Annotated in this window: 20 protein-coding genes and 1 pseudogene; 6 read left to right on the forward strand and 15 right to left on the reverse strand. The window is 67.2% G+C overall.

Going from position 1 to position 23164, the window contains the following annotated elements; translation table 11 throughout:
• Positions 1 to 3 precede the first annotated feature (3 nt).
• The 3 genes from B0A89_RS11790 to B0A89_RS11800 form a co-directional block, all read right to left on the reverse strand.
• Positions 4 to 927 (reverse strand): homoserine O-succinyltransferase, encoded by a 924-nt coding sequence (locus B0A89_RS11790; protein ID WP_085378317.1) that lies wholly within the window; start codon positions 925 to 927, stop codon positions 4 to 6.
• Complete coding sequence (locus B0A89_RS11795) at positions 927 to 1790, reverse strand: ATPase (RefSeq protein ID WP_085378318.1); 864 nt, start codon at positions 1788 to 1790, stop codon at positions 927 to 929. The genes B0A89_RS11790 and B0A89_RS11795 overlap by 1 nt, the downstream gene beginning before the upstream one ends.
• Before the next feature lie 220 nt (positions 1791 to 2010).
• Positions 2011 to 3165, reverse strand: a complete 1155-nt coding sequence (locus tag B0A89_RS11800; protein WP_085378319.1) for an OmpP1/FadL family transporter — start codon at positions 3163 to 3165, stop codon at positions 2011 to 2013.
• A 231-nt stretch (positions 3166 to 3396) separates the two neighbouring features.
• Here B0A89_RS11800 and guaB point away from each other — a divergent pair, with 231 nt between their 5' ends.
• A complete protein-coding gene (gene guaB, locus B0A89_RS11805) occupies positions 3397 to 4845 on the forward strand; it encodes an IMP dehydrogenase (protein WP_085378320.1) in 1449 nt (482 codons plus the stop codon).
• A gap of 424 nt (positions 4846 to 5269) precedes the next feature.
• On the opposite strand, the gene B0A89_RS11810 is transcribed toward guaB, so the two are convergent.
• The 4 genes from B0A89_RS11810 to lhpI all read right to left on the reverse strand — a co-directional run bounded on the left by B0A89_RS11810 (position 5270) and on the right by lhpI (position 10219).
• On the reverse strand, positions 5270 to 6553 hold the full coding sequence (locus B0A89_RS11810) for an FAD-dependent oxidoreductase (RefSeq protein ID WP_085378321.1): 1284 nt from the start codon (positions 6551 to 6553) through the stop codon (positions 5270 to 5272).
• Positions 6554 to 6616: 63 nt separating this feature from the next.
• Positions 6617 to 7549: a 4-hydroxyproline epimerase gene (locus tag B0A89_RS11815; RefSeq protein WP_085378322.1), complete on the reverse strand. Its 933-nt coding sequence runs from the start codon at positions 7547 to 7549 to the stop codon at positions 6617 to 6619.
• The gene (locus B0A89_RS11820) at positions 7540 to 8499 is read right to left on the reverse strand and encodes a dihydrodipicolinate synthase family protein (protein WP_085378323.1); all 960 of its coding nucleotides are present in this window, start codon (positions 8497 to 8499) and stop codon (positions 7540 to 7542) included. Before B0A89_RS11820 ends, B0A89_RS11815 begins: the two co-directional genes overlap by 10 nt.
• 34 nt (positions 8500 to 8533) lie before the next feature.
• Entirely contained in the window at positions 8534 to 10219 is a 1686-nt protein-coding gene (gene lhpI, locus B0A89_RS11825) for a cis-3-hydroxy-L-proline dehydratase (RefSeq protein ID WP_085378324.1), read from the reverse strand.
• Between the two features lie 243 nt (positions 10220 to 10462).
• Between lhpI and B0A89_RS11830 the strand changes: the two genes are divergently transcribed.
• Positions 10463 to 11041, forward strand: coding sequence for a helix-turn-helix domain-containing protein (locus B0A89_RS11830; protein WP_240558540.1), 579 nt, complete (start codon positions 10463 to 10465; stop codon positions 11039 to 11041).
• Between the two features lie 13 nt (positions 11042 to 11054).
• Positions 11055 to 12095, forward strand: coding sequence for an Ldh family oxidoreductase (locus B0A89_RS11835; protein ID WP_085378326.1), 1041 nt, complete (start codon positions 11055 to 11057; stop codon positions 12093 to 12095).
• A gap of 54 nt (positions 12096 to 12149) precedes the next feature.
• Here the strand turns inward: B0A89_RS11835 and B0A89_RS11840 are convergent, their stop codons facing one another.
• The 4 genes from B0A89_RS11840 to B0A89_RS11855 form a co-directional block, all read right to left on the reverse strand.
• Complete coding sequence (locus tag B0A89_RS11840) at positions 12150 to 12872, reverse strand: amino acid ABC transporter ATP-binding protein (RefSeq protein WP_085378327.1); 723 nt, start codon at positions 12870 to 12872, stop codon at positions 12150 to 12152.
• Entirely contained in the window at positions 12865 to 13518 is a 654-nt protein-coding gene (locus tag B0A89_RS11845; RefSeq protein ID WP_085378328.1) for an amino acid ABC transporter permease, read from the reverse strand. Before B0A89_RS11845 ends, B0A89_RS11840 begins: the two co-directional genes overlap by 8 nt.
• Positions 13519 to 13528: 10 nt before the next feature.
• Entirely contained in the window at positions 13529 to 14194 is a 666-nt protein-coding gene (locus B0A89_RS11850) for an amino acid ABC transporter permease (protein WP_085378329.1), read from the reverse strand.
• An 80-nt stretch (positions 14195 to 14274) separates the two neighbouring features.
• A complete protein-coding gene (locus B0A89_RS11855; RefSeq protein WP_085378330.1) occupies positions 14275 to 15081 on the reverse strand; it encodes an ABC transporter substrate-binding protein in 807 nt (268 codons plus the stop codon).
• A 211-nt stretch (positions 15082 to 15292) separates the two neighbouring features.
• Here B0A89_RS11855 and B0A89_RS11860 point away from each other — a divergent pair, with 211 nt between their 5' ends.
• Positions 15293 to 15496, forward strand: coding sequence for a tautomerase family protein (locus B0A89_RS11860; protein WP_205949747.1), 204 nt, complete (start codon positions 15293 to 15295; stop codon positions 15494 to 15496).
• A gap of 2 nt (positions 15497 to 15498) precedes the next feature.
• A complete protein-coding gene (locus B0A89_RS11865; protein ID WP_085378331.1) occupies positions 15499 to 16539 on the forward strand; it encodes a proline racemase family protein in 1041 nt (346 codons plus the stop codon).
• 38 nt (positions 16540 to 16577) lie between these two features.
• On the opposite strand, the gene B0A89_RS11870 is transcribed toward B0A89_RS11865, so the two are convergent.
• The 4 genes and pseudogenes from B0A89_RS11870 to aptA form a co-directional block, all read right to left on the reverse strand.
• On the reverse strand, positions 16578 to 17582 hold the full coding sequence (locus B0A89_RS11870; protein ID WP_169712166.1) for an ABC transporter substrate-binding protein: 1005 nt from the start codon (positions 17580 to 17582) through the stop codon (positions 16578 to 16580).
• A 13-nt stretch (positions 17583 to 17595) separates the two neighbouring features.
• Positions 17596 to 18291, reverse strand: a complete 696-nt coding sequence (locus tag B0A89_RS11875; protein WP_085378333.1) for an SDR family oxidoreductase — start codon at positions 18289 to 18291, stop codon at positions 17596 to 17598.
• Positions 18288 to 19598 (reverse strand): Zn-dependent hydrolase, encoded by a 1311-nt coding sequence (locus B0A89_RS11880; protein WP_085378334.1) that lies wholly within the window; start codon positions 19596 to 19598, stop codon positions 18288 to 18290. Before B0A89_RS11880 ends, B0A89_RS11875 begins: the two co-directional genes overlap by 4 nt.
• A pseudogene (gene aptA, locus B0A89_RS11885) lies at positions 19595 to 20919 on the reverse strand (omega-aminotransferase AptA). Before aptA ends, B0A89_RS11880 begins: the two are co-directional and overlap by 4 nt.
• Before the next feature lie 216 nt (positions 20920 to 21135).
• Here aptA and B0A89_RS11890 point away from each other — a divergent pair.
• The gene (locus tag B0A89_RS11890; protein WP_085378335.1) at positions 21136 to 23082 is read left to right on the forward strand and encodes a potassium transporter Kup; all 1947 of its coding nucleotides are present in this window, start codon (positions 21136 to 21138) and stop codon (positions 23080 to 23082) included.
• Positions 23083 to 23164 lie beyond the last annotated feature (82 nt).

Raw genomic sequence — 23164 nt, forward strand, 5'->3', positions numbered from 1 at the left:
CCTTCAGCTCCTTCCGATGTCGTTCAGCTCGAACGGGGTGGTCTGGTAGATCTCGTTGATCCAGTTGCCGTAAAGCAGATGCGCGTGGCTGCGCCAACGGTTCGCGGGCGGACGGGCCGGATCGTCCTCGGGGAAATAATTCGCCGGCACGTCGATCGGCTTTCCGGCCTCGACATCGCGGTCGTATTCTTCCTTCAGTGTGCCCGAATCATATTCCAGATGGTTGAAGATATACAGCCTGCGCGCATCATCCTCGACCAGGCACGGCCCGACCTGGTCCGAGGCAAGCAGCGTGGTCAGCGCGCCGCGCGCGTCGATCTCGGCCTGCCGCACCTCGGTCCAGCGGCTGACCGGGATCAGCACGTCGTCGGAAAAGCCGCGAAGATAGGGCGAGGCGGGGGCAAGGTTGCGGTGGCGGAAACAGCCGAAGGCCTTGGCGTCCAGCGCGTGCTTGGGCAGGCCATGGAAATGCCAGGCCATCGCCATCCCGCCCCAGCAGACGCCGAAGGTGGAATGGACATGGCCGCACGACCAGTCAAAGACGCGGCGCAGCTCGTCCCAATAGGTCACCTCCTCGAACGGCAGATGCTCGACCGGGGCGCCGGTCACGATCAGCCCGTCGAAACGATCGCCCGAGGCGGCCACCTCGGCAAAGGTGCGATAGAAGGATTCAAGGTGGTCTGCCGCGGTGTTGCGCGATTCGTGGTCCGACATGCGGATCAGCGACAGGTCGATCTGAAGCGGCGTGGCGCCGATCAGGCGGGCGAACTGGTTTTCCGTCTGGATCTTCTTGGGCATCAGGTTCAGCAGCGCGATGCGCAGCGGGCGGATGTCCTGCTTGGCGGCGCGGTCCGGGGTCATCACCATGACCCCCTCGCGGCCCAGGATGCCGAAGGCGGGCAGGTTTGCGGGCAGGGTGATGGGCATCAGGCGCCTCCTGGGGTCTTGCGGTCGATGGCGCGGGCGATCAGGCGGACGAAATCCCCGGCCGATCCGATCGCCGCGATCTCGTCGGCTTCGACGATGACGCCGCGCCGGGCCATGGCGGCATAGCGCGGCTGGCGGTGCGCCAGCGCGCGGGCATAGGTCCAGCGCACGAAGGCGTCCGGGTCAACCGGGCCGGGATGCTCGCGCCCGTAATCGCGCCAGGCGGCATCCAGAAAGGCGGGCTGGTAATACATCGGCTTGGGCGCCGCATCGAAGCGGCGGATCAGCGCGGCGGTATGCGCCTCGGTCCCGCGGATCCAGACCGGCAGCATCAACGCCGAAAGCTGCTCGAGCAGCGGATCATGCGGATCGTCCGGGTCCACCACCTCGCAGATGGAACCCGAGGTGTCGCAGACGAAATGCCGATAGCCATAGATCCTGCGCGCCCGTTCGATGAAGGGCGCGGTATCGGCCAGGGCCGCGATCTCGGCCGCGCGGTGCTGGTTCTGGCGCGCCATGTAGTCGGCAAAGGCCAGCCCGCCGCGCGCCGGATCGCCCGGCTTGCCCAGATAGGTCGAAAGGGGCGCAAGGTTGTGAAAGGTGATGTTCGACCGGATACGGACCGAATCGCTCATCAGCAGCTCGCGCAGGAGCGGCACCTGCATGGCGTGCCGCTTGAAGTCATCGGCGATCAGCTCGCCCATGTAGCGGGTGCCGATGCGGTAATCCACGCTGTAATGAAACCATGTGCCGGCCGCGCGCAGCATCGAGGCGACATGCGTCTTGCCCAAGCCCGACATGCCGAACAGCATGACCCGCTTTTCCGGCGCGTCCAGCCAGTCCTGTCCGGTCGAATGGATCATCCTGCCTGGCCCCGTCCTGCCGTTTTCCGCATCCCGGCTAGGTAAAGCGCGCCGGCGGCAAGGGAAAGGGGGGCGCGGCCTGGTGCGGATGCGGCGGGGATCGGGGCTGCCCCGCCTTGTGCCGCCGGTCTTCGCGAGGGCGGGGCCCTGCGGGCCGCCAGTCCGTGATGGCTGGCGGCGCTGCCCGGCAGGGTGCCGCGAACCCGCCCTCTGCCGCGCCTTAGAAGCTGTAGCCGACCTTGACCGAAACGCCGACCAGATCGCTGTCCTGCAGCAAGGCGCGGGCGACGTCGGGGCTGCCGGTCGCGGGGCGGGCATCGCCAAGTTTGATATAGGTGATGCCGGTCGTCACCTTCCACCTGTCACGGGTATAGACGCCCGCCAGCGAGATCCCCTTGCGCCCGGTTGTCGGCGCCAGGGGCGAGACCAGGCGGTCACCGGCCTTTTCATAGGACAGCGCGACGAGGCCCGACCAGGTCGGGGTGAATTTGCGCCCGACGCCCAGCGTATAGGTCGTGGTGTCCTCCAGGGTGACAAGCCCTTCCTCCAGCGTCGGCATCGAGGTGAAGAAATCCGAGCGGACCTTGAACTCCGACCAATTCACCCAGCGGATCGACCCGAAGGCCAGCGTGTCGGGGGCGATCCCCGTCTGCCCTTCCAGCGTCCAGGAACGCGGCGTCTTGACCGTGGTGGTTGTGCCGTCCAGCACCGTGCGCCCGCCCAGCGATTCGGTCGTGTCGAAATCATGCTCGACCGGCGAGTTGTAGGTGAGAGAGACGCGGGCCGCGATTTCGGGCTTTTCCCAGCTTGCGCCGATGACATAGCCCGCGCCCCATGATCCGTCCAGCTGCGCGCGATAGCCGTTCATGCCGCCATATGCCGCGCCGGCCAGCGTGACGTCTCCTTCCGCATGCGAGCCACGGATCCCGCCATGGATGGCAAATCCGTTTTCCAGCTTGTAGCGCAGCAAGGCGGTATAGGTGGTCGAGCTGACATCGACGGCGGTGCCGCCCAGGTTGAACGAGCCGCCTTCCGCCAAGGACTTGTAGGCCAGATCGGCGCCGAAGGGCTGCTCGACGATCAGCGCCGCCGACAGCTTGTCGTTGATCTGGTATTTGAGGCCGAAGCTGCCGAAATTGTAGGACTTCGCCAGATCCCCGGTCGAGCGGCCGCCGGGATAGACGACAACGCCGCCCGACGACAGGGGCAGGTCGCGCCCCGAGACATCTGGCGACACCCGCCCGGCCGAAAACTCGACGTAATTGCCCGGCTCGAACAGCATGCCGAGCGACTGCGGCGCCCGTTCGATGGCACCGGCGGCAAGGGGGCCTGCCGTCAGAATCAGCGCAGCGGCGCCGGTGGCGATGTTTCTCATACTGTCCTCTCCGGGGGTGCGTGTCGGCATCAACATTCCGATGATTGCGCTGCCATGATAGCGCCGGTCAATCGCTCCAAGAGGGTTGCGCCACCTTTGAATTAATGCGTGCCGTGCCGTGGCGCGCGCGCAACGCAGGCGCGCCGCCGAAATGGCCGCTGCGGGCTGGACTTCCCCCCCGCGTCGTGAAAGGGCGAGCTGCCAAACGAACCCCTGACAGGATGACATCCGATGCAGATTCGCGAGGCGCTGACCTTCGACGACGTTCTTCTGGTTCCCGCGGCGTCCAGCGTGATGCCATCAACGGCGGATGTCGCCACCGACCTGACGCGGCAGATCAGGATGAACATCCCGCTCATCTCCTCGGCCATGGATACGGTCACTGAAAGCCGCATGGCGATCGCCATGGCCCAGGCGGGCGGCATTGGGGTGATCCACCGCAATCTGGACATCCAGCAGCAATCCGACGAAGTGCGCCGCGTCAAGCGGTTTGAAAGCGGGATCGTCTACAACCCCATCACCCTGACCCCCGACCAGACGCTGGCCGACGCCAAGGCGCTGCAGGCGCGCTATAACGTCACGGGCTTTCCCGTCGTGGACGGCGGCGGGCGCGTCGTAGGGATCGTGACCAACCGCGACATGCGTTTCGCCAGCGATGACCGCACGCCCGTGCGGGTGATGATGACGGCCGACAATCTGGCCCTTCTGCGCGAGCCGGCCGACCGGGACGAGGCGATCGGCCTGATGAAGGCGCGGCGTATCGAAAAGCTGCTGGTCACGGACGGGCAGGGCAAGCTGACGGGGCTGCTCACGCTCAAGGATACCGAACAGTCGGTCCTGAACCCGCTGGCCTGCAAGGACGGGCGCGGGCGGCTGCGCGTGGCGGCCGCCTCGACCGTGGGCGACGAGGGATTTGCACGCAGCGAGGCGCTGATCGACGCGGGCGTCGATCTTGTCGTCATCGACACCGCCCATGGCCATTCCGAGGGCGTCGCCCGCGCCGTGGCGCGCCTGCGGGCCGCCTATCCGGGCCAGCAGATCTGCGCCGGCAACGTCGCCACGGCCGAAGGCGCACGGGCGCTGGTCGATGCGGGGGCGGATGCGATCAAGGTCGGCATCGGCCCCGGTTCGATCTGCACGACGCGCATTGTCGCCGGCGTCGGCGTGCCCCAGCTGACCGCCATCATGGACGCGGTTTCGGGCGCGGGCAACGTGCCGGTGATCGCGGATGGGGGCATCAAGTTTTCCGGCGATTTCGCCAAGGCCATCGCGGCGGGGGCAAGCTGCGCCATGGTCGGTAGCGCCATCGCCGGCACCGATGAAAGCCCCGGCGAGGTGATCCTCTATCAGGGCCGCAGCTTCAAATCCTATCGCGGGATGGGCAGCCTGGGCGCGATGGCGCGCGGATCGGCCGACCGGTATTTCCAGAAGGACGCCGCATCGGACAAGCTGGTGCCCGAGGGGATCGAGGGGCAGGTGCCCTACAAGGGACCGGCGGCCGCGGTGATCCATCAGCTTGTCGGCGGGCTGCGCGCGGCGATGGGTTACACCGGCAATGCCACGGTGGATGACATGCGCCGCCGCTGCCAATTCGTGCGCATCACCGGCGCCGGGCTGAAGGAAAGCCATGTCCATGATGTGCAGATCACGCGGGAATCGCCCAACTACAGGCTGGGTTAAGCTGGGTGCGTCTGTCTTGCCCGGGGCGAGCTGGACATAGCCGAGGCAGGCAAAAGCACCGCCAGCCCTCCCGTGCGTAAAGAAGATCGAGGCGGTCCTGTGCTGGCGGCCTCTGAGGGCCGCCATCCGGGGAACATGCGGACCACGCCTGGGCGAACGCGCGGCGCCCCGCGCCTTGCCACGGATGGGGCATCTTCCCTGGCGTGACAGGGCACAGCCCCCTGAGGCGGGGCCGCGCCTAAGCCGAAACGACGCATGTTAAGGCATGATGGGACTGCTGCCGCTCATCGCAGGGCAGCATCGCTGAGATCATCAGCGGCCCCAATGACAGGGCGCCTTCCCCGGCCCCTCATCGCCGCGCCCGCAGATCGGGACAGTCATGCCCGCCTGCAACCGCGCCGCTGCCTTGTCGGGCAGGGATCGTCTAACCCTGCATGCTGCCCGGGCTGCGGCGCCTGTCAAATCGCTGCGGATGGAAGGGGGCGAGTGAAATGCCAGGCTCGCGGCGCGCCACCAGCGCGGCAACCAGCTGGGCGGTGCCGGCCGACTGGGTCAGGCCAAGATGGCCGTGACCAAAGGCATAGATCACTCTGTCGGCGCCCGGCGCGCGCCCGATCACCGGCAGGCTGTCGGGCAGTGAAGGGCGGAAACCCATCCACCGGGTCCCTCCGCGGGGGTCCAGGCCCTGCAGGAACTCGGCCGCCTTGCGGACCAGGATGTCCGCTCGGCGGTAATTGGGGGGCAGCCGCAGCCCACCCAGCTCGACCGCGCCCCCCACTCTCAGCCCCTCGCCGATCCGGCTGACGACAAAGCCGTGGTCGCTGAAGGTCAGATGCGTGCGCAGGTCAAAGCTGGCCTGGGGGAAGGTCGTGTTATAGCCGCGCTCGGTATCGAGGGGGATCCGGTGGCCCAGCATCCGGGCGATTTGATGCGACCAAGCACCCGCGGCCACAACCACATGGCCAGCCCGGATCGTGCCGGCCGGCGTGGTGAGGGCGACGCCGTCCTGCGCGGGCCGAACCTCCCGCACCTCGGCAATCTCGATCCTGCCGCCTGCCTCGGTGAACGCCCGGGCAAGGTGCTGTGTCCACGCGGCGGGATCGACTGTGTTGATCCAGTCGGGCGTGAAACCGGCATGGGTAAAGCGCGGGCTCAGCCCCGGCTGGATCTCGGCGAGGGCGCCGGGGCTCTCAAGAAGATCAAAGCGGATGCCGTGGCGGCGGCGCTGTTCCCATGATGGCAACGACGCCTCGAAGCGGGCGCGCCCCTCATAGACCTGCAACTGGCCCTCGCGCCGGATCAGCGGCTCTCCGGCCACCTGCGCGATCAGATCGTCCAGGGCGCGGCGCGACAGATCCATCAGGCCTGCCTGCGCGGCGATGGCCGCCTCGTGCCGGGCGGGCGATGTCGCCCTCCAGAAATGCAGCAGCCAAGGCAGCATGCGCGCGGCATGCCCAGGGCGCAGCGACAGCGGACCCAGGGGGTCAAGCAGCCATCCGGGCGCCTTGCGCATGATGCCCGGACTGGCCAGGGGCTCAACCTCGGCAAAGGCGAAGGCGCCGGCGTTGCCGCGCGATGTCGCGCAGGCGACACCCTCCCGGTCGAGGATGCAGGTCCTCAACCCCTGCTTCTGCAAGGCCAGTGCCGCGGTGACGCCGATGATCCCGGCACCGATGACGACGACTTCTGGATTGGCATGGTTCGTCATGAGAGGGTCCGGCAAGAGTTTATGCGAAAGCGGATGAGGCGAGGGGATCGCCCGGCACGAGGCTCAAGGCGCGATACCGTTCCTGAAGGGATCCTGCGGCGCGAAGATCAGCCTGCTTTCGGCCATGACATAGGCGTTGCCGGTGATCGACGGGATCACCCCGCCAGTCGGGCCCTTGCGCCAGGACAGGCGATAGGTGCTGCCGATCACGCTTTCCTGGACGATCTCCTCGCCTTCGGCCAGGCGGCCATCGGCCGCAAGGCAGGCCAGGCGGGCCGAGCTGCCGGTGCCGCAAGGCGAGCGGTCATAGGCATCGTCGGGACACAGGACAAAGTTTCGGCTGTGCCCGCCCGGCCCCTCGGCCGGACCGTAGAAGATCACGTGGTCGATGGGCATCGCCTGCCCGCAGCCCTGTCCCGCGGCGATCAGCGCCTCGCGCACCGCGATGGCCGTCTCGGTCAGCTGGCGCACATTCGAGGATGTGACGGGAACGGGGCTGGGATCGACAAGGAAGAAACAGTTCCCGCCATAGGCGATATCGCCCGTGACGGCTCCGACCCCCTCGACCGCGACAGATACGCCGCTGCGCACCCGGCGGCTCTCCACATTGGTCACGGTGACTGTGTTCGCGTCCTGCACATCGACGGTGACAACGCCGACCGGGGTTTCGATCCGGTGCTTTCCAAGGCCGATCCGGCCCATGTGAAACAGCGTCACGGCAAGACCGATGGTGCCATGCCCGCACATCCCCAGCACAGCGTCGGCATCGAAATAGATCACCCCGGTCACGCAGCGGGGATCGACCGGCTCGACCAGCAGCGCACAGACCATCGCCACTTGGCCGCGCGGCTCGAGGATGACCGAGCGGTAGAAGTCCCGGTGATCCCTGGCGAGCCGCGCCGCGCGCTCGGCCAGCGGCCCCGATCCGAGATCGGGCCCACCGTCCAAGATGACCCGCGTCGGCTCGCCCCCGGTGTGGCTGTCGATCACATGCATTCGGCGATCACCCCGCCCTGTTTGGACCAGTTGGCGAACCACCTGTTGAACTGGTGGAACTGAGCCTCGCAGAAACGCGCCTGCGAGGGCGACAGGGCATCGGTCTCGTTCAGGTTCAGGGCGTATTCCTGTTCGCCCTTCAGAACCATCATGTGCTTGAAATACAGCACCAGATCGACACCCTCGTCGAACCTGGCCAGCACCTGGAAGGCGTCGGCAAGCTCTCGGGCGCGCCGATCGGCCTCGGGGCAGCCTTCGGCCGCGCGGCGCGACAGGGCGACCTGCAGAAGCGATTCGCGCGGAAAGATCGTGCCGATCCCGGTGATCGTGCCGACCGCGCCGCATTTGACAAAGCCGTGATAGACCTCGGTATCGACGCCGACCATCAGGATCACCTCGTCATCTTGCGAGGTGATGTGTTCGGCGGCATAGCTCAGGTCGTTCCTGCCGCCGAATTCCTTGAACCCGATCAGGTTGGGATGCTCGGCCCGCAGGGCAAAGAACAGGTCGGCCTTGGTGGAATAGCCGTAATACGGGCTGTTGTAGATGATGGCCGGAACATCCGGGGCGGCGGCCAGCACGGCCTTGAAATGGTTGCGCTGCGCGGCGACCGAAAGGCTGCGCGACAGCAGTCGCGGAATGACCATCAGACCCGCTGCGCCGACCGACTGCGCATGGGCGGCATGCGCGACGGCCGACCGGGTGTTGACTGCGCCGGTGCCCACCACCACCGGCACGCCGGCCCTGGTCAGGCGCTCGACCCCCTCCATCCGCTGCTCGTCGGTCAGAAGCGGCCAGTCGCCGCACGATCCGCAATAGACCACGCCCGACATTCCGGCCGACATCATCTCCTGTCCCTTGCGGACCAGCGCGTCGAAATCCGGCTGCCGGTCGCTTGTGCAGGGCGTCAGCAGCGCGGGGATAGTGCCAAGAAACACGTCTTTATTCATGAAGGGCTCCGATCATTGTCCACAGGCAGAGGGGTCAGGCGGCGGTGATCCAGTGCGGCGGCGCCGCGGGGGCGCGGCCGGTGCAGGCGGTGTCGGCGCATTCGGCCAGCGAGCCGAAGCGGACCTCGCGCTTGCTCAGCCCCGGCGCATAGTGGGCGTATTTGCCCGAATTGGTCATCAGCACGCGCGCCTGCGGCGGAAAGACCGGTTCGGAAATCGAGCACCAGCAGAGGTCCGGGACGATCTTGACGCCGGCCGCCTCAAGGCTCGCCCGGACGCCGCTTGCGCCGATCGCCTCCAGTGTCGCCCGCCCCAGCGTGATGATCGCCGTTACATCGCGGGCGACGTGCCGGCCCTTCATCAACCGGGCCAGTGCCGAACATTCATCCGCCGAAAAATGCGGGCTGCCGAAGGCCACCAGATCGACCTGCGCCGCGCCCTTGTTGAAGGCCTGCCACAGGCGCGCGAAATCTGCCGCCGTGATGGCCGCATGATCGGCGTCGGGCGCCGGGGGCAGGTCTGCCTCGGGCGTGATGCCGGCGACGTGCAGCATCGGCGCGGCCGAAGTCGTTCCATAGGCCGCGCAGAGCGCCTTGAGATCGTCCTCCGAAGGGGTCTCGCCCTCAAGGCCCCGGATCAGGGGAATGCGGTCGGGGGCGGCTTGCCCCACGAGCCAGCCAAGCATCGGCCAGAACGATTCGTCCGCGGCCTGGGGCCGGCTGACATCGATGATGCGTCGCGGGGCGCGATTGTCATTCAGATAAACCCCTGTGCGGGCGGTGCGCCCGGTCAGTGCGATGCACAGGTCCATCAGGTCCGCATGCTTGACCGTGCGCGCGCCCAGCACGCTGTTGGCATAGATGACGGCATTGCTTTCGGCCCAGGCAATATCCTCGCCGATGGCGGGGGGGGCGGGCAGCAGATAGGGCGCGCAGGTAAAGCTGGGCCGCGCACCCATCTCGACATAGGCATCGGCAAGCCCGGCCGCGGGCAGGCCGAACGCTTCGTCAACGCCCTGCGCGCGCCAGTTCGCGTGATCGACAGAAATCGCGTTCATGGTCGTCGGCACGCGGACATGCGCGCCCTTGTCCGCCATCGCACGTGCAAAGGTAAGCAATGCCGGGCTTGCATGGATGCAGCCGTCGATATGCACACGGCTGATATCGGCAAGGCGCCGGGCACCCTGCGCCCTGGCCATCGTGACGATGATCTCCATCGCCAGCCGCGCGGCCTCGCCCTGCCGGCCTTCGAGAAAGGCGCGGTCGCCATCGCTCAGATCAAGCGTGACGCCCTCGCCCGCCGGTTGGAGGGGCCAGGAATGCGCGCCGGCCATCAGCCGCGTTTCGGTGATCCGGGCCGAACTTTCGCGCGCCAGCGCGTCATATTCCTCCGCCGGCAGCCGCAGGACGGTAATATGGTGGCCGAACAGCCGCCCGGCGACCAGCGCGCCCAGGGTCAGGATATCCTCGGCCTCGCGGAAGATCAGCGCGCGCGGCGCCGTGCCGGCAAAGGCCAGGCCCAGCAGCACACCGCTGCCCGTGCACGAGCCGCGACTGGTCGGCATCATGACGATGTGGCCCGCCAGGGTGCGACCGAACTGCGGATGAAGCGAATCGACGATCCGCCCGCTGGACGGATCGACCCCGCCCCAGACGCTCAGACCCTCGTCGCAGACGAGAATCGGTCCCTCCGCCGATGCGCCGATGATGGAGGTGGCCATGATCCCTCCCCTTGAAGGACGAGCCTTGTGGTTTTCTTGTTCCAAGCGCCGCCCGACCCTGATCCTGTGCCGGCCTGCATCGTTGCATGCGCTGCTTGGATATGCTTAATCGACCACAAATGGTAAGAAAAGAAAAATATGCCGCGCACGAGAAAACAACCCGGCGCTGACCAGACCCCGGATCTTGTCCTCGACAACTGGGATGCCGAGCGTCTCCAGCTTCGTTCGGAACTGGGAAGCCGCATGAAGTCCGTTCGTCAGAAATGCGGCCTGACGCTGGAGGCGGCGGCCCAGCGCACGGGCCTTGCCCTTTCGACGATCCACAAGATCGAGAACGGGCGCGTCTCGCCGAGCTATGAAAACCTGGTCAAGATCGCCCGCGCCTATGATATCGGGATGGAGCGGCTGTTCGCCTCGGACCATGAGGATCAGCAGACCACGCGGATGACCGTGACCAAGGCCGGCAAGGGCCGCAGGGTGCGGTCGAGGCATTTCGAATATGAAATCCTGTGCAACGCCCTGGCCGACAAGAAGATCATCCCCCTCGTGACGCGCGTGGACCGTCGTGACCCGCTTAGACCGGACGAGCTTGAGGCGCATGACGGCGAGGAGACGCTTTTCGTTCTGTCGGGCACCATCGAACTGGTTGTCGAGCATTATGCGCCGGTCGTGCTGGAGCCCGGCGACTGCGCCTATTTCGACAGCACGGTCAGGCACGGCCTGCGCGCCCTGACCGACGAGGAGGCCAGGGTTTTCTGGGCCTGCACCTATGTCGATGTTGACAGGCGGGCAGAGGCCCCCAACGCCCCTTCTGAAACCTGAGGAGTTCTGCCTGATGCCTGCGGCCCATCCGATTTCCCCCGAGGCGCTTCTGGCGCGTGTCGAGACAATCTTCACCAAGGCGGGCGTTCGGCCCGAAAGCGCGCGGGCGGTTGCCGCGGTGATCGCCGCGGGCGAGCGCGACAACTGCAAGTCGCACGGCATCTACCGTGTCGAGGGCTGCCTGCGCGTGATCGCGGCCGGCAAGGTCGCCCCCGATGCCGTGCCGCGCATCCATGATGCAGGCACCTCGGTGATCGAGGTCGATGCGGGCGGGGGCTTTTCCAACCCCGCCTTCGACGCCGCCCGCCCGCTGCTGGCAGAGCGCGCGCGCGCGCAGGGCATCGCCGCGCTGGTGATCCGCGACTGCCTGCATTTCTCGGCCCTGTGGCATGATGTCGAGGCGCTGGCGCAGGACGGGCTGGCTTCGCTCTCGATGTGCCCCAGCTATGCCTCGGTCGCCCCCGCCGGGGGCAGCGCGCCGCTGCTGGGCACCAACCCTTTTGCCTTCGGCTGGCCGCGACAGGGCGCGCAGCCCTATGTCTTCGATTTCGCCACCAGCGTCGTGGCACGGGGCGAGATCGAGCTGCACCGCCGCGCCGGCAAGCCGATCCCCGAGGGCTGGGCCGTGGACAGCGCCGGGCGCCCCACGACCGATCCCGAGGCCGCCCTGTCGGGCGCGATGCTGCCCTTTGGCGGGCACAAGGGATCGGCAATCTCGACGATGGTCGAGCTGCTCTCGGGCGCGATGCTGGGCGAGTTCATGAGCAAGGAGGCCGTCGAATTCATGGGCGGCACCACCAGCCTGCTGCCGCGCCACGGGGCGCTGGTGATCGCGCTTGATCCGCAGCGTTTCGCCGCCCGCAGCGGCCGCGACCCGATCGCAGAGGGCGAACGGCTGCTGACCGCTATCGGCGCGCAGGGCGCGCGCCTGCCATCCGAGCGCCGCTTTGCCGCCCGCGCCAAGGCCCTGGCGGACGGCATCACCCTGAGCGAGGCGGAACTGGCCCAGCTGGACCGCTTCGAGACAATGGGCCTTGCCGCCCTGGAGGGCTGAGCGGGCAGGGGCTGGCGCCGGATCACTCCGGCGCCGGCCTGCCGCACAAGTCTGTCAACGCACGCTTGCCAGGAACTGGCGCGTCTCGGGGTGCTGCGGGTCGCCGAAAATCTGCTGCGGCGGCCCGATCTCGGCCATGATGCCCTTGTGGAAATAGGCGACGCGGTTCGATACATCGCGCGCGAACGACATCTCATGCGTCACGCAGATCATCGTCATCCCCTCGTCGGCCAGCATCCGCAGGGTTTCAAGAACCTCGCCCACCAGCTGCGGATCAAGGGCCGATGTGACCTCGTCGAACAGCATGTAGTCGGGCGACATCGCAAGGGCCCGTGCAATCGCCATGCGCTGCTGCTGTCCACCGGACAGCCGGGAAGGATAGGTCGTCAGCTTGTCGCCCAGGCCTACATGGCGCAGCTGCTTCTCGCCAATCGCCTCGGCCTCGGCCTTGCCCAGCCCCAGCACCTTGCGCGGGGCCAGGGTCACGTTGTCCAGCACCGTCAGGTGGGGAAAGGCATTCCATTGCTGAAAGACGATGCCGATCTTCTGGCGCAGCCGGTTCACGTCGGTCTTGGGGGCGTGAACCTCGGTTCCATCCACGACGATGCGCCCTGAATCGATGGGCTCAAGCCCGTTGATGCAGGTCAGCAGGGTCGACTTGCCCGAACCCGAGCCGCCGATGACCGTGACGACCTCGCCCTTGGCGACGTTCAGGTCGATCCCCTTGAGGACCTCCAGCTGGCCAAACGACTTGCGGACGTTCTGGATCTCAATCACTGGACCACCTTCTTTCGAGATACCCGCCCAGCCGCGCGATCGGGAAGCTGATCAGGAAATAAAATGCACCGCAGATCATCAGCAGGAACAGGGGTTCCTGAAGCCGCGTGATGAGGATCTGCGTGGATTTGAGCAGTTCGGTCACCTGCACGACATAGACGAGCGCGGAGTCCTTCATCACCCCCAGCGCCAGTCCAAGCCAGGAGGGAAGGGCAACGCGCGTTCCCAGCGGCAGAACGATGTGGCGCATGTCCTGCGCCCAGGTCATGCCCAGCGAGCGCGCCGCGCGGCGCGTCGTGCGCGGCACCGCGTCGATCCCGCCGCGCACGATCTCGGCGCAATAGGCCGAGGTGTAGAGCGACAGGACCAGGCAGGCGACCACGAAGCCCGACAGGTGCAGCCGCAGCACCATGCCGAAGAAGGCATTCGCCAATACCAGCTGGATCAGCAGCGGGACGGAACGGAAGATGTCCAGCACGAATGTGAGGGGCGCCGAAACGATCGGACCCAGCTGGACACGGATCACCCCGAACAGGATGCCCAGCACCGTGCCGATGCAGACCGAAATGGCGGTGACAATGATCGTGATGCCGGCGCCCTTGGCGAGAAAGAGCAGGTCGGCTGGCGAGAGGGCGGTGTCGAACATCGTCAGGCTCTCAATACCGGAACAGCCGCGCGGCCATGAGGCGCGCGCCAAGGGTGATGAACTTGGTGATGACGTAGAAGATGACGGCGGCGATGGCGAAAAGCTCGAAGGTGCGGAAGGTCAGCGCATTGAGATCCTGCGTGACGCCGTAAAGGTCCGAGTTCATGCCGACGGTCACGCCGAGCGAGGTCATGAGCACCGCCCAGACCATCTGGTTCGTCATCGGCAGGAACGAGATGCGCAGCATCTGCGGCAGGACGATGTGCCGGAAGGCCTGCATCCCCGTCATGCCGAGCGAGCGGCCGGCGCGGGTCTGGGTATCGGGGATCGCCTTCAGCGCACCGCGAAAGTTTTCGGCCAGATAGCCGGCATTGTTGAAGGTGATCCCGATCAGCAGAGAGACGAAGGGGCTGAAATGGATGCCAAAGGACGCGACGCCGAAATGGGCCATGTAGATCTGGAACAGGGCCGGGGTGTTGCGCGCCAGTTCGACCCAGGCAGCCGCAATGCCGCGCAGGGCCCGCGATCCGGACAGGCGCATGAGTGTCAGGGCGATGGCGAGCGCGATGCCGATCACCATCGACAGGACCGCGACCTCCATCGTCACGAGCGCGCCGTCCAGCATCTTGGGAAGACGGGAAAACGCCTGGGCCCATTGAAAGGTGTAACCGAACACTGCTTGTTCTTTCCGCCTTAGGTCATGGAAGCGGGCAGGGGGCGGCGCAGAGCCATGCGCCGCCCCCTGCCCACCTGCGTTCAGCGATAGACGTTCGGAACCGTCAGCGGCGGCACGTCCCCGCCGACCCATTTTTCGTAAAGTTCGGCATAACGCCCGGTGCGGACCTGCTGGCTGACGAACAGGTTCAGGTAGTTGATCAGGCCGTATTCGTTGCGGTTCGTGAACAGCGCGACATAGTCGGTGTTGAACGGCGCCTTGCCGACCACCGAGATGCCGGGGAAATTGCCGCTCTTGACGTTGGCCATCGCCACGGTCGAGGTCGAGACGGTCGCGTCGATCTGCCCCTGGCTCAGCGCCAGGAACACGTCGGCTTGGGTCTGGTAGGGCCGGAAGGTGCCGTCGCCCCAGGCCTGCACCTGCTTTTCAAGGGCGATCGCCTCGTATGTTCCGGCCGTCGCGCCCACGGTGTGGCCCTTCATGTCGTCGAACGACTTGATGCCTGCGGCGTCATTGGCCGTCACAGCCATGTCGAAGGCGAAATACGGGATCGAGAAGCCCACGGTCTTCGCCCGCTCCAGCGTGTCGGAGGTCGAGGCGACGCCGACATCGACCCGGCCCGACATCAGCGCCGGGATGCGCTCGGGGAAGGGCGTCTCGACGATCTCGGCCTTCACGCCCAGCGATGCGGCCAGGTCGTTGCAGTAATCGACATCAAAGCCGACCGGCTCGTTGTTCTGGCCCCGGCTGCCCATCGGCGGAAAGTCGAGCACGACCGCGCAGCGCAGCGTGCCCGAGCTGATGATGTCGTCCAGCTTGTCGGCCTGCGCCGCGCCGGCCAGACAGGTCGCAAGGAACAGTGCAGTGATGGTGACGTGTTTTTTCATGTCTCTACCCCCCTTCGGTAAGCCTGACTCACCATGGGGGGGATTTTTCCTTCTTGCAAGAAATTTTCATATAAGAAAAACTCTGGCCTGCATCGACGCATGCGGCAGCATCGGATGACCGTGCCCGCCCGGCGCCCGGTGCTGTCCCGCAAGGCAAGGCAGTTGCCCGCCACTGGCCTGGTGCGGAACCCAGGCCCCGTCGCCAATGGAGATGTCTGAAGTGCCCATCGTCAGGATTGAACTGTTCCCCGGTCGCGATCGCGCCACCCTGGAATCGATCGCCAGGGACATCACCCAGCTGTTCGAGAAGGCGGGCGTCGCTGCGGCGGCGACCACGATCCTGTTTTCCGAGGTTGCCCCGACCGACTGGTTCGTGGCCGGCAAATCCCTCGCAGCCGCAACGAACAAGGACTGACCATGCGCTCCAGGCTGAACATCAGCGTCGTCGGCTGTCACGCCGAAGGCGAAATCGGCGACGTGATCATCGGCGGGGTCCTGCCCCCGGCCGGGAACACGATGATGGAGCGGATGATCGCCATGGAGCGTGATCACGACCACATCCGCCGGCTTCTCATCTGCGAGCCGCGCGGCTCCGTCGCCCGTCACGTCAACCTCGTCGTCCCGCCGATCACGCCGGGCTGCGTTGCCGGCGCGATCGTCATGGAGCCGACCGAATATGTGCCGATGTCGGGATCGAACACGATCTGCATCGCCACCGTCCTTCTCGAGACCGGAATGGTCCCGATGCAGGAGCCGATCACCCGGTTCAAGCTAGACATGCCCGGCGGCGTGATCGAGGTGACGGCGCGCTGTGAAGACGGCAAATGCCAGTCGATCACCTTCCGCAACGCGCCCGCATTCGCCGCCATGCTTGACGGCGCGCTGGAGGTCGAAGGCCATGGAAAGATTCCAATCGACATTGCTTACGGGGGCATGTTCTTCGGCATCGTCGATGCCAAGGCGCTGGGCTTTGAGGTCAGGCCCGACGAGGCCCGCGATCTGGCCATCCTCGGCGAAAGCATCCGCAAGGCTGCGCGGGAACAGTTCCCGGTCGCGCATCCGGATTTCCCCAATGTGCAGGGGGTGTCGATCGTCCAGTTCGCGATGCCCTATGAAGGCAGCGGCAAGGTCACGCGCAACACCTGCATCGTGGCGCCCGGCCGCTCCGATCGCTCGCCGACCGGCACCGGGACATCCGCCAGAATGGCGGTGCTGCAGGCCAAGGGGCATATGAAGGCGGGCGACGAGCTGATCCATGCCTCGATCATCGGATCAAGGTTCGTCGGCAGGATCCTGAGTGTCGAAGACTGGAACGGGCGCACGGTCATCATCCCGGAAATCACCGGGCGGGCATGGATCACCGGCCAGCACAGCTACCTTCTGGACCCCGACGACCCTTGGCAGGAAGGATACATGCTGTCCGATACATGGGGCGTGACCCCGGCCCTCAAGCAGTAACCGCCAAGGGCGGCAGCATCGCCGCAGCGCCCTGCGGATCAGGGCGCCTTGCGCAAGGCCGCGCCGTCCTGTGGCCGGCCGGCGGCCTGCGCCCCCGCGGGCAGGGCGCCCGCCGCCCCCGGCTGCGCCGCCCTGTCTGTGATCGCCTCTGTCCAGGCCCCGACCGGGGGCGCTGACAGAAGCGGATGCGGGCCGGCCAGCAGCGCCTGCACGGCGCGCCCGGCGGCGGCGATGTCAAGCCGCCCGTCAGGCACGTTGACCTGGGGGCCGCAGCAGGCAGGCCCCATCCTCTGCTGCGGGCCGCCGGCTGTTTCTGGCTGCCGGGCGATCTCTGCCCAGCCCCTCATCGAGGCGCGGACAAAGCGCACGAGGCGGCTTTCGCCTGCGGGATCGGCCAGCGCCGTTCCCAGGGCGTACAGACCGTCGCCCGGCATTGCGCCGTCATCGTGGAAGGTGACGAAATCGGGCCCCGCCTCGGGCTGTTGTCCGCCGACAGGGGCGGTGGCGGTCACGCAGGCGGCGCGCTTGGCGCGCAGCGTCTCCAACCCCGCGCCCTGCTCGATCAGGTTCGCGCCCTGTTCCCCGCCATCGGTCGGAACGCCGATGCGGTTCATCCAGGCGATGAAGGCATGGCGGTCCGCCGCAAAGCGCACCCCTATTGTCTGGCCGGCAAGGCCGCTGCGCAGATCACCGATGCCGGCGCGCCGCCAGCAGACCAGGGCGAGCCCGGTGCCGTTCAGGGGCTGGGCGATATTGACGACGGGCAGCCCTTTCTCGCGCGCGACAAGGGCCGCGGCCATGCCCTCGACTGCCAGATCGGCCGCCCCGGTCGCCAGGGCGTCCAGCGGCTCGGCTTGGGGGCCGCCGGGGCGGATCGTCACATCAAGCCCTTCGGCGGCATAGTATCCCTTGTCACGGGCCGCGAGATAACCGGCCGACCCGTCCGGCCCGCTGTCCCTGAGCTGCAGCACCAGCCCATCGGCTGCCAGAGCCGGCCCGGACAGCAGCGCCCCTGCCGCCGCGATCAGCCATGCGCGCGTCACGATCCGGCCCATTTCAGACTGAACGGGTCAGCCCGCCATCCACACGAAGGTTCTGGCCGGTGATATAGCCCGCCCCCTCCGAAGCGAGGAAGGCGACGGTGGCTGCGATTTCGTCCATGCGGCCATAGCGGCCCATGGGCACCGACCCGCGCCGTTCCTCGGTCGCGGGCAGGCTGTCGATCCAGCCGGGCAGGACGTTGTTCATGCGGATGTTCTGCGGCGCATGGGCGTCGGCAAAGATCTTGGCAAAGCTGGCCAGCCCCGCGCGGAACACCGCCGATGTGGGGAACATCGCCGCCGGCTCAAAGGCCCATGCGGTCGAGATGTTGATGATCGCGCCGCCGCCCTGCTGCTGCATCAGGGGCACGACGAGCCGCGTCGGGCGGACCACGTTGAGGAAATAGACCTCCATCCCCTGGTGCCACTGCTCATCCGTCAGATCGAGGATCGGCGCGCGCGGCCCATGGCCGGCAGAGTTCACCAGCACGTCCACCCGGCCCCAGCGCGCCTTCGCCCCCTCGACCAGCCGCGCCAGGTCATCGGGCGACTGGTTCGATCCGGTGACCCCGAACCCGCCCAACTCGGCGGCCAGCGCCTCGCCCCTGCCCGAGGATGACAGGATGGCGACCGCAAAGCCGTCCGCCGCCAGCCGGCGCGCGCAGGCCGCGCCCATGCCCGACCCGCCCGCCGTGATCAGCGCGACCTTCATCCGCTGTTCCTTTCCCCCGCCGCCACCCCGGCCAGTTCCAGCGCCGTGTTCAGCAGCACGTCACAGCCGGCGGCGGCCCAGTCGGGCGTGATTTCCTCGGCCTCGTTATGCGACAGGCCGCCGACGCAGGGGCACATGATCATCGCCGTCGGCCCGATGCGGTTGATCCAGCAGGCATCGTGCCCGGCGCCCGAGACGATATCCATGTGCGACAGCCCCAGCCGGCCGGCCACATCCCGGACCAGCGCGGTAAGCGCCGGATCGAAGGCCACCGGTTCGAAATGGCCGGTCACCTCGACCGTCAGCGCAAGCCCCAGCGCCGCGGCGATCCCGGCGGCCTCACGCTCCACCCGCTCGCGCATCGAGGCCAGCTTGCCGGCGTCGGGGCTGCGCAGATCGATGGTCATGCGCGCCGTGCCGGCGATGACGTTCGGCGAATTGGGTGCCAGCACCGCATGGCCCACGCTGCCGACCGCGCCCGGCTGGTGATCCAGGGCGATGCGGTTCACCGCCTCGATGATGCGTGCCATCCCCAGGCCGGCATCGGCCCGCATCGCCATCGGGGTCGAGCCGGTATGCGCGTCGCGTCCGCTCAGCGTCAGATGCAGCCACCACAGGCCCTGCCCATGTGTGACGATGCCGATCTGCCGCCCCTCTGCCTCGAGGATCGGACCCTGCTCGATGTGATATTCCAGCAGCGCATGGATGGGGCGCCCGCCCATCGGCTGGTCGCCCCGCCAGCCGATCCGTTCCAGCTCGTCCCCGAACCGCAGCCCGGCGGCGTCGGTGCGGGCATTGGCATAGGCCTCGTCGTGCAGCCCCGCAAAGACGCCCGAGCCGAGCATCGCCGGCGCAAAGCGCGTCCCTTCCTCGTTGGTCCAGTTCACGACGACGATCGGCCGGCGAGGCTTGATCCCCCGGTCCCGGATCGTGCGCACCACCTCGAGCGCGCCCAGCACGCCGAGAACCCCGTCATAGCGGCCTCCGGTGGGCTGGGTATCCAGGTGGCTGCCCATCCAGACCGGGTCGGCAGACGGGTCGGCCCCTTCTAGGCGCATGAACATGTTGCCCATCCGGTCGACCTGCATGGTCATGCCGGCGTCCTCGCACCAGCGCTGGAACAGGCGCCGCGCCTCGCCATCGGCGTCGGTCACCGTCTGGCGGTTGTTGCCGCCCGCGACGCCCGGACCGATGCGCGCCATCGCTTCCAGCGAGTCCCACAGCCGCGCGCCATCGACCCTGAGATTGGACGCGGCTGAACGGCCTGCATCAGCCTTGCCTGCGTCCGCGCCCGTGCCTGTGTTCACGCCGCAGCCTTGAGCACCTGGCCCAGCGTGCCGATCAGTTCGTCGATCTGCGCCTCGCTGATGATCAGCGGGGGGACAGGGCGATGATGTCGCCGGTCACGCGGATCAGGATTCCGGCCTCGAAGGCGCGCAGGAAGGCGTCAAAGCCGCGCTTGCCCGGCTCGCCCTCGATCGGGGCCAGCTCGACCGCGCCGATCAGCCCCATGTTGCGGATGTCGACCACATGAGGATGCCCGGCCAGCCCGTGCAGCGCCTCCTGCCAGTGCTGCTCGAGCTGGGCGGCACGGGTCAGCAGCCCGTCTTCGGCATAGGTGTCCAGCGTGGCGATGGCTGCCGCCGAGGCGATGGGGTTGCCCGAATAGGTATAGCCGTGGAACAGCTCGATCGCATGCTCGGGCCCGTGCATGAAGGCATCGTGGATCGCCCCCGAGGTCAGCACCGCGCCCATTGGGATGACACCGTTGGTGAGGCCCTTGGCACAGGTGATCATGTCGGGCACCACGCCGAAATGCTGGGCCGCGAAGGGGCTGCCCAGCCGGCCGAACCCGGTGATGACCTCATCGAAGATCAGCAGGATGCCGTGCTTGCGGGTGATCTCGCGCAGGCGCTGAAGATAGCCCTTGGGCGGCATCAGGACGCCCGTGGAGCCGGCCATCGGCTCGACGATCACGGCGGCGATGGTTTCGGCCCCGTGCAGGGCGACCAGGCGCTCCAACTCGTCCGCCAGATGGGCGCCGTGGTCGGGCTGGCCCCGGGTCATGCGGTTCTCGGGCAGGTGGGTGTGGGGCAGGTGGTCCACGCCCGCCAGCAGGCTGCCGAAAAAGCGGCGGTTGTTCACGATCCCGCCGACCGAGATTCCGCCGAAGCCGACACCGTGATAGCCGCGCTCGCGCCCGATCAGCCGGGTGCGCGTCGCCTCGCCGCGCACCCGGTGATAGGCCAGCGCGATCTTGAGGGCGGTGTCCACCGCCTCGGAGCCGGAATTGCAATAAAAGACGTGGTCGATCCCCTCGGGCGCGATGTCCACCAGCCGGTTGGCCAGTTCAAAGGCGGCCGGATGGCCCATCTGGAAGGCGGGCGCGTAATCCAGCGTGCCGGCCATGTCGGCGATGGCGCGGGTGATCGCGGGGCGCCCGTGGCCGGCGTTGCAGCACCACAGCCCCGCCGTGCCGTCCAGCACCTGCCGCCCGTCATCGGCGGTATAGTGCATGTCCTGCGCGGCAACCAGCATGCGGGGGCGTGCCTTGAACTGGCGGTTCGCCGTGAACGGCATCCAGAATGCGCGCAGGTCATTGGGGACGGGTTTTCGGTCCAGGGCCATGGCTGCCTCGCGCGCCTTGATATGGGGATGGGGCAGGGCGAAAATCCCTGCCGGCGGGCAGGCTAGCATCCGGCCCGCATCAGTCAAGCGCGCTTGTTCCGGGGCGGGGCAAGCGCGCCTGTCCGCCGGGACAAGGGCGCAACAGGCCTGTCAAGCGGGCTTGTCAACGGGGCGGGCAGGGGCCAGATACCGCGCGCCGCAACAAGGGGCGAATCGATGACGCAGCCAAGCGAGCCATCCGCGCTGCCCAGCACGGGCAAAGGGCCCGAATCCTCGGCAGGCGAACCCGGCCACCCTGCCAGCCACGTCGATGCCCCGGCGACGCCGCGGCTGGTGCTGTCATGCCTGGGGGTCGTGTTCGGAGACATCGGCACATCACCCCTCTATGCGCTGCGGGAATCGCTTGTCCACGCCCGCGAACATCACATGGCCGAGACTGCGGTGATCGGCATCGTGTCGATGCTGTTCTGGACGGTCATTCTGATCGTGACGGTCAAATATGTCGCCTTGATCCTGCGCGCCGACAACAACGGCGAGGGGGGCACCTTGTCGCTGGTGGCCAAGGCGCAGGGTGCGCTGGGCCGGCGGGCCTGGTGGCTGTATCTGACCGGGATCGTGGGCGTGTCGCTGTTCTTCGGGGATGCGATGATCACCCCCGCCATGTCGGTGATGTCCGCGGTCGAGGGCATGGACCTGGTGTTTCCGGGCTTTGCCGGCTGGGTGGTCCCGGTCACGCTGGCCATCGTCATCGCGCTGTTCTGGATGCAGCGTTCGGGGACCGAGCGGGTCGCGCGTCTGTTCGGCCCGGTCATGCTGGTGTGGTTCGCCACCATGGCCGTCCTGGGCGGCAGCCATCTGATGGATGATGCGCGCATCCTTCAGGCGCTGAACCCGTTGCGGGCGGCAGGCTTCATCGCGCGGAACGGCTTTGGCGCGCTGCCGGTCATGGGATCGGTCTTCCTTGCCGTCACGGGGGCCGAGGCCCTCTATGCCGATATGGGGCATTTCGGGCGCAAGCCGGTGCGGGTGTCGTGGCTGGCGATCGTCTTTCCGGCCCTGACGATCAGCTATTTCGGTCAGGGCGCGATGGTGCTGTCGCATCCCGAAACGGCGGCCAACCCCTTTTTCCTGATGGCGCCGTCCTGGTTCACGCTGCCGCTGGTGCTGCTGGCGACGGCGGCGACGGTGATCGCCAGCCAAGCGGTCATCTCGGGGGCCTTCTCGGTCAGCCAGCAGGCGGTGCAGCTCGGCCTCGTGCCGCGCCTTGAGATCCAGCACACTTCTGACACGCAGGCGGGCCAGATCTACATGCCGCGGGTCAACACCCTGCTGATGGTCGGGGTCTGCGCGCTGGTTCTGGCCTTCGGCTCGTCCACAAGGCTGGCAAGCGCCTATGGCATCGCGGTGACGGGCGACATGGTCATCACCTCGCTTCTGGCGATTGTCGTGTTCCGTTATACATGGGGCTGGCGCTGGGAAGCGGTTCTGGGGATCATGCTGCCGGTGCTGGGGATCGAGCTGATCTTCTTTTACGCCAACCTGCTCAAGGTGCCTGATGGCGGCTATATCCCGCTGCTGTTCGCGGGCGTCGTCATCACCTTCATGGGCGTGTGGATGCGCGGCTCGCAGCTGATCCAGCGAAAGCTGACGGCGGAATCGGTGCATCTGGATTTCCTGGCGCGCAAGCTGGCCGACCGCCCGCCGGTGATCGTGCCGGGCACGGCCGTCTTTCTGACCGCCGATCCGACGATCGCCCCGGCCGCGCTGATGCACAATCTCAAGCACAACCACGTCCTGCACGAGCGCAACTTCATCGTCCGGGTCGAAACCGCGCCCACCCCGACCGTGGCCGATGCCCACCGCCTGCGCATCGAGGAGGTTGCCCCCCGCTTCTGGCGGGTTCGGCTGCACTTTGGCTACATGGAGCAGCCGAACGTGCCGCGCGCCCTCGCCAATGCCAAGGGCGCCGGCCACAAGTTCGACATCATGTCCACTTCCTATTTCCTCAACCGCCGGACGCTGCGGGTGGGCAAGGCGCATATGATGCCGCTATGGGCCTCGCGGCTATATGCGGGGATGTACCGCTCGGCCTCGGAGCCGACGAACTTCTATCGCCTGCCCTCGAACCGGGTGGTCGAACTGGGCCAGCAGATTAACATCTGAACGCCGGGGCGGATGAGCCGAAATGGGGGTGGACCCGGTCCGCCCCCTGTCGCGTTCCACCCGCATTGCAACGCAAGGGGTT

Origin of the sequence: Paracoccus contaminans, from assembly GCF_002105555.1 — a bacterium.
Classification (GTDB): Bacteria; Pseudomonadota; Alphaproteobacteria; order Rhodobacterales; family Rhodobacteraceae; genus Paracoccus; species Paracoccus contaminans.

Coding starts and splice junctions, on each gene's coding strand:
- B0A89_RS11845 (WP_085378328.1), bottom strand. CDS start 13,518: ATGTTCGACACCGCCCTCTCGCCAGCCGACCTGCTCTTTCTCGCCAAG.
- B0A89_RS11815 (WP_085378322.1), bottom strand. CDS start 7,549: ATGCATGTGATCGACAGCCACACCGGGGGCGAGCCGACGCGGGTCATC.
- B0A89_RS11800 (WP_085378319.1), bottom strand. CDS start 3,165: ATGAGAAACATCGCCACCGGCGCCGCTGCGCTGATTCTGACGGCAGGC.
- B0A89_RS11875 (WP_085378333.1), bottom strand. CDS start 18,291: ATGAAGGTCGCGCTGATCACGGCGGGCGGGTCGGGCATGGGCGCGGCC.
- B0A89_RS11860 (WP_205949747.1), top strand. CDS start 15,293: ATGTCTGAAGTGCCCATCGTCAGGATTGAACTGTTCCCCGGTCGCGAT.
- B0A89_RS11790 (WP_085378317.1), bottom strand. CDS start 927: ATGCCCATCACCCTGCCCGCAAACCTGCCCGCCTTCGGCATCCTGGGC.
- B0A89_RS11830 (WP_240558540.1), top strand. CDS start 10,463: ATGAAGTCCGTTCGTCAGAAATGCGGCCTGACGCTGGAGGCGGCGGCC.
- lhpI (WP_085378324.1), bottom strand. CDS start 10,219: ATGGCCACCTCCATCATCGGCGCATCGGCGGAGGGACCGATTCTCGTC.
- B0A89_RS11810 (WP_085378321.1), bottom strand. CDS start 6,553: ATGACGAACCATGCCAATCCAGAAGTCGTCGTCATCGGTGCCGGGATC.
- B0A89_RS11795 (WP_085378318.1), bottom strand. CDS start 1,790: ATGATCCATTCGACCGGACAGGACTGGCTGGACGCGCCGGAAAAGCGG.
- B0A89_RS11835 (WP_085378326.1), top strand. CDS start 11,055: ATGCCTGCGGCCCATCCGATTTCCCCCGAGGCGCTTCTGGCGCGTGTC.
- B0A89_RS11865 (WP_085378331.1), top strand. CDS start 15,499: ATGCGCTCCAGGCTGAACATCAGCGTCGTCGGCTGTCACGCCGAAGGC.
- B0A89_RS11890 (WP_085378335.1), top strand. CDS start 21,136: ATGACGCAGCCAAGCGAGCCATCCGCGCTGCCCAGCACGGGCAAAGGG.
- guaB (WP_085378320.1), top strand. CDS start 3,397: ATGCAGATTCGCGAGGCGCTGACCTTCGACGACGTTCTTCTGGTTCCC.
- B0A89_RS11855 (WP_085378330.1), bottom strand. CDS start 15,081: ATGAAAAAACACGTCACCATCACTGCACTGTTCCTTGCGACCTGTCTG.
- B0A89_RS11820 (WP_085378323.1), bottom strand. CDS start 8,499: ATGAATAAAGACGTGTTTCTTGGCACTATCCCCGCGCTGCTGACGCCC.